This window comes from Luteolibacter pohnpeiensis (assembly GCF_016595435.1).
GTDB lineage: Bacteria > Verrucomicrobiota > Verrucomicrobiia > Verrucomicrobiales > Akkermansiaceae > Luteolibacter > Luteolibacter pohnpeiensis.
Map to the genome: position 1 here is coordinate 1 of NZ_JAENIJ010000062.1, position 7,613 is coordinate 7,613.

Consider the following 7,613-nt stretch of genomic DNA (forward strand, 5'->3'; position numbering starts at 1 on the left):
GCGGCGCTTCAGATTGCATCACGCGGCCGTTTTGGGTTCCATTTGGGAACGAGTGGTGTAGCCTTTGTTGTGGCTGAAATCGAACTTATGAGGCGGCGCATCCGACGGCGACCAGCCCTTGAGTTGGTTTTCAACTTCCATCCCGCCGCGGATGGCCTTATACGTTCGCTAAGAAAAGGAATAAATCGATGTGCAAAGGTATCGTATGGCTTATTCCTACCGTCTTGATTATCGGTGGAATCGTCTCTTTGGATGTGATCCCACAAGCGTGGTTTGATCAACTGCCCGAGTGGGTTCGAATAGTCCTTGTTGCCTGCCTGATGGTTTTCTCCCTATTCATATTTCTGGGTTACATTCTGGATAGCGGACTGATTCAGCGTATGATCGAGCAGAAGCGCCGATAGATGTTGAGACAGGATCTGGTGCTTCTAATCCAGAATCTATGGAGCCATTGCTGAATGGATAAGAAGCACCACGCTAGATTTAGAAAAACAATGCGAACTAGGGCACATCCGACGGCGATCAGCTCGGAAGTTGACTTTGTTGCTTTCGTCCCGCCGCGGATGGCCTTATACGTTCGTCGGAAAAAATATGAAGCGCTTCGAGGCATACTCCGGCTACCGCCAGTTTTACGTTGCTGATGCTGGTTTGATGCCGCCCGCACCAGAAGATTGGACGGACGCGCACATTCAGCAGCGCCACAACACGCTTAAGCACATCACTGCGCTATGCCCCGAAGGCGACGTGACAGCTCACATCATCAGTTGCGGTCCGGAAGACCCAGAACCAGACGTTGACGGTGGATTCGATTTCGAAGTCGAAACCGCGATAGAGATCATGAGTGGCAGGATTGGTGTGTTCGAGTGGCCGGCCGAGCAACAGGACGAGTATTCTGTGACTCCTGGAGTCTATCGCATTATTTTCCGCGGCTACGATATCGGGAGGGTTGATTCAGAAGAGGATTTTTACGTGGTCCTCATCCGCAGTAAGTCATGAAAAGAATGCCGATCCAGTCGCCCGAGCCAACGAGTACCGCCGATCCGCGTCGGCGCTCGCGGCTCAGGTAAATCGTTAGCCAAAGAATGAAGATTCCATCGAAGACTTTTTTCTCGATTAGTATCTTGGTCGAATTGGGCATCCTACTGACCGGGTGCGCGACTGAATCATCTATCCAAGTCGATGCTCGAGAACTCGTTCAGCGATACAAGGGCGCAAGCCAGCAAGATTTCATCGGATTCGCGGACGAAAGGGCGTTCGAATCTGTGACCCTCATACCGTTGTTACCATGGAACTCCCCGCGGAAGGTGATCTGGTGGTGCCCAATCTCGGAACTTAGCCCGGCGCAGCTTGATACGCTGAAGTCTCGAATGGAGATTCCTGACCGGCGTGATCTCCAACCTGCTCATTAAAATACCAAGGCGAACAAGTCGCAGCATCCAACCGCGTGACCCGCTCCGAGTCAAATTTTCACCATGATTACAACCCTTAACCCACAGTCAACGCGCGGCTGCCGTCAGGCGGTTGGTGTGCTATGACGCTCGGCTACAAAATGATCACGCAGGAAGAAGCAGTGGTTACCGGTTTCTGGAACCCGTTTACACGCTTGAGCGCCCTCTTTATTGTATCCTATTTCGCGGGGATTTTCTACCCCTTGCCGGAGACGCTTTTCCACTTGGCGATTGGCCCTAGAACATACGGGGCCACCACTGTAATTCACATCCCAAGATTCGTGGATTGGACGGCCGTTCCCTTGATAGGAACCCTATTGCTGTCTACTGCCCTCCTTAGCTTTCCCCTATACTTCTTCTGTATTGTCTGCTCTGCCCTTGACCGATGGGATCTCCGCAAGACGATCATACTAGGTGCAGCCGTGAGCTTTTCCGTGCTCTTTACGAAGGATGTTTCTCCATCAGGCGAGGTACTCTTCGAGTTTGTTGTCTTCTTGTCTTCCACCATCGTCTTCTTCTGGATCGCCTCCCGGATAACCAACCGATTTGCCGAACTAGCCGTGGGCGGCAACGGCGGATAAGCTCACAGTTTCTCTTCGCTCTGCATGCTTGACACCGCCGTGCCACCACTCCAGCGTTCGCAAGAATGAATTCTGGTGCCGCCATCGCGTTGTTCACGGCTCTGATGGTCTTTGGTCCGGCGGCGATGGCATTGCCCCCCGATGAACAGCCGCCGACGGAGGATCAGAGTGTAGTCGAAGCTGACTTCATGAAGGGTTCCGAGGCGATCCTCGACGGCGACTACAAGACGGCTTTCGACCTCCTGTCCCGTGGAGCCACGAAGGGGCACGCGCCATCGCAGGCGGCGCTTGGTTTTCTCTACTTCAATGGCTGGGGCTGCGAGAAGGATCTCCAGAAGGCACGACGCCTTTACGAGGAATCCGCCGCCGCTGGTGCTCACCAAGGCTTGAATAACCTCGCATACCTCTATCGATACGGACTGGCGGGCTTGGACAGGGATCTCCAAAAGGCAGTCCAGTTGCTAGAGCAGGCTGCCAAACTCGGGAACGAGAAAGCTGCCTACACGCTGGCGGACCTCTACCGAGGCGAAGAACTCGGTCCGGCGGATCTGCCCAAGTGCATTGAATGGTTGGAGTATGGTGCGGCTCGAAATTACGCCGCCTGCCTCTGTGACTTGGGATTTGCCTATCAACACGGGATTGGGGTTGAGAATGACATCAAGAAGGCTGCTGATTTGTTTCAGAGAGGTGTGGATGCAGGATCAGAACAGGCCGCTTCAAATCTCGGATATCTCTACTTGCAAGGCGAAGGAGTGGCCCAAGATTACTCAAAGGCGCTGAAGCTGTTCGAGCATTCTGCCCAAGCCGGCAATGTCGCGGGCCTCATCAATCTTGCTCTAATGCGCTTTCGTGGTCTCGGATGCGAGCGTGATCCAGAGACGGCATTCTCCCTTCTCGGCCGGGCGTCTGACCAAGGGAGTGAACAGGCGAAACAGCTGTTGAAGGCGTGGAACGCGCAAGAAGCCACTCAGAACAAATAATGCGAACAAGCATTGCATCCGATGGCGCGGTGCATCAGATGGCGACCAGCCTAGTAGTTGACTTTGTGCCTTCCATTGCGCCGCGGTTGGCCTTATAGGATAGCCGATAACGATGATCCTAGAAGTCGCGATACTTGATGTGAAGCCGGGCGAAGAAGCCGCATTCGAACGCGACTTCTCCGATGCATCGTCCTACATCAGCAGCGTATCTGGATACATCTGCCACGAGCTTCACCGCTGCGTGGAAGATCAGAGCCGCTATGTTTTACTTGCCCACTGGGAGACTTTGGAAGCGCACACTGAAGGATTCCGGCAGTCGCCGCAGTATTCCGAATGGAAGCGGCTTCTTCATCACTACTACGATCCATTCCCCACCGTGGAGCACTACTCCCTCGTTCTGAAGAATAAGGCTATTCTGCCAGTGCAGACAAGGCCGACAAATCGGCCTGTCTGACTTCAAACGTTATACTCAAAAAATGAAGACATCATTTCTCACCGCCATCTTCATCGGCGTGCTCGTCCTCACGGGCTGCAATCCCGTCAAGAGCACTGCCGAGGCTGACAAAGCCGCAGCAAAGTTCCACTCACTATTCGACGCCGAAGACTTCGAGCAGATTTTCGTTACTGCCCACGCTGATTTTCAGGCGTCACAACCAAAGGAAGATACGATCCATTTCCTCCGATCAGTTCGAGAGAAGCTCGGCTCGGTAAAGTCAACGAATAGAACTGGATGGCAGGCGAACTCGGTCAACATGAAGACGAATGTAGTTCTTACCTTCGAAACTGAGTTCGAGAACGGTCAAGGGGTTGAGACCTTCACATACCGAATTGCCGATGGGAGTGCGATTCTTCTTGGATGGCACATCAATTCCGATGCGCTAATCGTGACGCCAATCAAAGGAGAACAAGCCGGCGCTGCACAACCCGCTACCCGTTCCGAGTCGGATTTGGAGGGTGGTGACAAAGCTCAACCTGAAGCAGAGGAGCGCTCCCGGTAGCGGGTGGCAGGCCTCGGACTTTCGCCTGAAAAAAGATGCAAAAGCGACAACGCATCATCCTGATCGCCATCGCTGGTGTGTTCACAGTATTGTTTTTGCCCTCGCTGATCCAATGGATGCACGGTCGCGCGAAGTTTGTGAGGAATGCTGCGAACTTCACGCGGGGTGGCATTGAACGAATTTCAGTTGCGCATGAATTCGGAGGAGCGCCTATCCTTGAAGTCAATGAGCCTCGATTGTGTGAGAGATTCTATGATGCAGTCACCCAGCAGGAAGATTATTTTCCGAATCATCCGCTGTATGAGCTGGAGGTTTGCGTCACGATTACACTCAAGGTGGGCGATCCGATCCAGCTCGTTGCCGCGACAATGCCATCCAAAGATTACGCATACTGCCAATACGTGCGCTCAAGCGGGAACTCAAAGCTATACTATCGGGCATTTAAGTCCCTTGAGCTCTACCGGTGGTTGGTCGAAAACGGAATTGCCGAACAAGCCGCGGTTGGACAACCCGCTACCCCGCCGCGAGTCGGAGATTGAATCATGATGAGAACCCTTTACCTTGAAATGAACTGGCGCTCCAGGTAGCGGGTGCCAGCGCTTAGACGTTCTGCAAGAATTCCAAATGCTACAATTTCTCATTGCTCACATTGATGCCTTAATCACAAGGGTTACGGTTGCATTCTTCACTGTCATCAGCATCAAGAAGCGGAACGAGTTAGCCCGAAGCACAAATAAGCTGCGACGTGTTCTTCCGATAGTTGCTCCATTTGTTCTGATCTGGGTCTCGTGCAGTTCATGATGCCATCGTCAACGAAAGCTGAGTCCCACGCTGAACCAATGTTGCAGGTGATCTCAACCGTTGATGGTGTAAGTTCGGTCGCGATTCCGTTACCTCCTACCAAGAGCGAGTCAACTGATCGGGCACAGGGTGTCGAAATCCATCGAATTACGTATGAGACAGTGACAGAAGATGGGAACTTGAATTTCAGATTGAGCTTCAGTGATTTTCCTCCAGGTTCACCTCAATTCTCTGCCAAAGAGCGGTGTGATGCCATCCGTGATTTCTTGTTCCAAGGGGGAGCGCCGATTCTCGAAGACTCGACTGATCAGGATGGTATCCGGGAAGTTGGTTGTCAGCCAGACTAAGGATGAAAGTCGAATGGCGATGAGGATTGGGGTAATGCCGAATGAAATCTATCGTGCATTAGTCACTACCATGGATGGATGTCACAATGATGCCCGGATTGCTCCGTTTTTGGAGTCTTTCACGATGAAGAAGGAGAGCGCAGAAAAAGCCCCCGCATTCGACGACGATCGCGTGGCAAACTGATTTTAAGCTTTCATCCCACCGACGGATGCGCTCTGACGTTGTCCCAAAATGAGATACCCGAAACAATACGCACTGGGCGATGAGCCGGAAGAGGTCCGCGTCGGGGATCTGATCTGGTGGAACGAAGGAGTGGGCGTCGGTTTCATCGAGGAAGTGATCGAGGAGCGATCCGATTTTGAAGCATGGGGAATAGACAAGCCGAGCATCGCGCTCAGCAATCTTCATCCATTCGCGGCCAACGAAGCGAAGCACAAGCAGCATATTGGATTTGCAGCGACCGGAGGCAGCGTCGTTCAAGCATTGGACGACCAGGAGGATGATGGGATTGGTTTGCTGTCGGATCACGAGCGTTCCGAGCTTGAGGGGGCAATCACCGAAGCAAGATCGAAGGTTACGCCATTCCACCGCGATTTGCCATTCTGTGTTTCAGCGGTGATGGATATGGAACGACGCGAAGAGGACTGGCATTTCCATTTTGTCGATAGAGAGTATCAGATCATTGAGACCGTCGTTGTCCCTTTCCGCCCGAACACGCGAACCAAGAGAGAATAAGTCAGAGCACAGCCCCCCTGGCCCGCCGCCCTGTTTTCATGACCATCCGTAGATTCAACATTAACCCAATGATCGACACTTGCCCTCGCTGATAGAGGGGTGTGCTCTTTAACGTTCACCAAGAAACCTAACACGATGCCTCAACCTGTAATGCAGAGTTTCAGAAACTGGATGAAAGTAGCCCTTGTCACAGGAATGTTATATGGCATTTCCATGGGGGTATTTTTCTCGCTGATGTCAGGACGATGGTACATGGGATTGCCGACTGGCATTCTTGCAGGTCTGATCTTCGGACCAACATTCTCATGGCTGATGAGGGTCTTCACAAAGCGACAGATCGCAAAATTCCAAGTGGATACACCAGGTTTTGGATCAGAGACATTGTTGATGGAAGGTCCGGCCAACCACTTCAAGGGAGTCGAAGCGGTTGGCGGCTACCTTTGGGTCACAGATGCACGAGTTCATTTTTCTTCCCATTCCTTTAATATCCAGAATCACACCTGGACTGTTCTGATAAGCGACATTCAGAAGGTTACACCAGTGAAGACTCTTGGAACCATCGACAATGGCCTACGGATATCGACAACCAAGGGAGATGTGCGCTTCGTCGTAAACAATAGCCGAGGATGGGCTGAATTGATTCAGAAACACATCTCTACCCATCCTTTGACACATTGACCCAATATGAGGCGAACAAGCCTTGGGATGCAACCGGCTATAACGCACTTGATTGTATTCAGGCTCGCTAGCGCCGGTGCATCCACTCAAGCATTATGCAAAAATGAAGAATGCGATCCAGCTATGTGTCGTGCTCCTTCTCAGCGCATGCGCATCCGTTCCTGACAACCCAAATGCAGAGTTGGTGATGAAGCCAGGCGAAACAATCCAAGCCCACACCTCACAAGGGACAATGCGAATTTCATATGTGGATCGCTACACGCGCCGTTACGTTTGGAAGGGCCATGACAAGACATTTCGTCTCCAGACACGTCAAGAGCGGTGGGATGGAAGGAGCACGCATGCCCAGTGATGGGTACCTTGCTCTGAGTGTGGATGTCTGGCAGCTCCTAATCGATCGCAAGAAGCCGAAGTTGCTCGGTGCATCACCTTCACGGATCAGTGTATTTACAACTCCACAATGAACTGTGCAGAATAACGCGGCACACCTAAACGTTGACCCACCGTGAGTCGAAATTTTACCTTAATGACAACCTTAAGCCAGAGTCAAAGCGCCGCCGCTGGCGAGTGTGAGGTGGCGTGTGACGTTCTAAAAAAATGATTTTTCGCTACACATGTTTAATGCTCCTCACTGGATGCATCGCCGGTTGCTCCAGGACAGAAGGCACCAAGAGCGATCCCATCATCAGCGATTCTCCAAGAGAACAGATTCTTATTCATCCCGATTCATTTGAGACATCGATCGGAGGATTTTCTGGTGCATCATATCGAGTAGAACTCCAGTCAGATGGGACACTCCAGTATAAGCACAACCCGCAGACCTTTACCTCATCCCCGGGAACTAAGATCCGACGGATTAAGGTCACAGACAAACAGTGGCTAGAGTTTCGTAAGGCGTTGGATGATGCGAATGTTTGGGCTTGGAAGAAGGACTATACAGATCCGGACGTCCTTGATGGCACGCAGTGGAATCTTCGAATCAAGTATGGTGATGCATCAGCTTTGTCACACGGCAGTAACGCATACCCACCCAAGCGAGATTTC

Annotated in this window: 8 protein-coding genes and 1 pseudogene; all 9 read left to right on the top strand. The window is 52.0% G+C overall.

What is annotated here, in order from left to right; genetic code table 11:
* Positions 1-591: 591 nt before the first annotated feature.
* Complete coding sequence (locus tag JIN85_RS19315; RefSeq protein ID WP_200273923.1) at positions 592-996, top strand: hypothetical protein; 405 nt, start codon at positions 592-594, stop codon at positions 994-996.
* A 535-nt stretch (positions 997-1,531) separates the two neighbouring features.
* Positions 1,532-2,029 (top strand): hypothetical protein, encoded by a 498-nt coding sequence (locus JIN85_RS19320; protein ID WP_200273925.1) that lies wholly within the window; start codon positions 1,532-1,534, stop codon positions 2,027-2,029.
* Positions 2,030-2,094: 65 nt separating this feature from the next.
* A complete protein-coding gene (locus JIN85_RS19325; RefSeq protein ID WP_200273927.1) occupies positions 2,095-3,009 on the top strand; it encodes a tetratricopeptide repeat protein in 915 nt (304 codons plus the stop codon).
* Between the two features lie 112 nt (positions 3,010-3,121).
* On the top strand, positions 3,122-3,463 hold the full coding sequence (locus tag JIN85_RS19330) for an antibiotic biosynthesis monooxygenase family protein (protein WP_200273928.1): 342 nt from the start codon (positions 3,122-3,124) through the stop codon (positions 3,461-3,463).
* Between the two features lie 22 nt (positions 3,464-3,485).
* Positions 3,486-4,007 carry a DUF4019 domain-containing protein gene (locus JIN85_RS19335; RefSeq protein ID WP_200273930.1) on the top strand — a complete coding sequence of 174 codons (522 nt, stop codon included), beginning with the start codon at positions 3,486-3,488 and terminating at the stop codon, positions 4,005-4,007.
* Positions 4,008-4,042: 35 nt separating this feature from the next.
* Complete coding sequence (locus tag JIN85_RS19340) at positions 4,043-4,546, top strand: hypothetical protein (protein WP_200273932.1); 504 nt, start codon at positions 4,043-4,045, stop codon at positions 4,544-4,546.
* An 841-nt stretch (positions 4,547-5,387) separates the two neighbouring features.
* Positions 5,388-5,891, top strand: a complete 504-nt coding sequence (locus tag JIN85_RS19345; protein WP_200273934.1) for a hypothetical protein — start codon at positions 5,388-5,390, stop codon at positions 5,889-5,891.
* Positions 5,892-6,026: 135 nt separating this feature from the next.
* A complete protein-coding gene (locus tag JIN85_RS19350) occupies positions 6,027-6,569 on the top strand; it encodes a hypothetical protein (RefSeq protein WP_200273936.1) in 543 nt (180 codons plus the stop codon).
* Between the two features lie 597 nt (positions 6,570-7,166).
* Positions 7,167-7,613 (top strand): annotated as a pseudogene (locus JIN85_RS21505) (hypothetical protein); the annotation flags it as partial.

Coding starts and splice junctions, on each gene's coding strand:
- JIN85_RS19320 (WP_200273925.1), top strand. CDS start 1,532: ATGACGCTCGGCTACAAAATGATCACGCAGGAAGAAGCAGTGGTTACC.
- JIN85_RS19340 (WP_200273932.1), top strand. CDS start 4,043: ATGCAAAAGCGACAACGCATCATCCTGATCGCCATCGCTGGTGTGTTC.
- JIN85_RS19350 (WP_200273936.1), top strand. CDS start 6,027: ATGCCTCAACCTGTAATGCAGAGTTTCAGAAACTGGATGAAAGTAGCC.
- JIN85_RS19315 (WP_200273923.1), top strand. CDS start 592: ATGAAGCGCTTCGAGGCATACTCCGGCTACCGCCAGTTTTACGTTGCT.
- JIN85_RS19330 (WP_200273928.1), top strand. CDS start 3,122: ATGATCCTAGAAGTCGCGATACTTGATGTGAAGCCGGGCGAAGAAGCC.
- JIN85_RS19345 (WP_200273934.1), top strand. CDS start 5,388: ATGAGATACCCGAAACAATACGCACTGGGCGATGAGCCGGAAGAGGTC.
- JIN85_RS19335 (WP_200273930.1), top strand. CDS start 3,486: ATGAAGACATCATTTCTCACCGCCATCTTCATCGGCGTGCTCGTCCTC.
- JIN85_RS19325 (WP_200273927.1), top strand. CDS start 2,095: ATGAATTCTGGTGCCGCCATCGCGTTGTTCACGGCTCTGATGGTCTTT.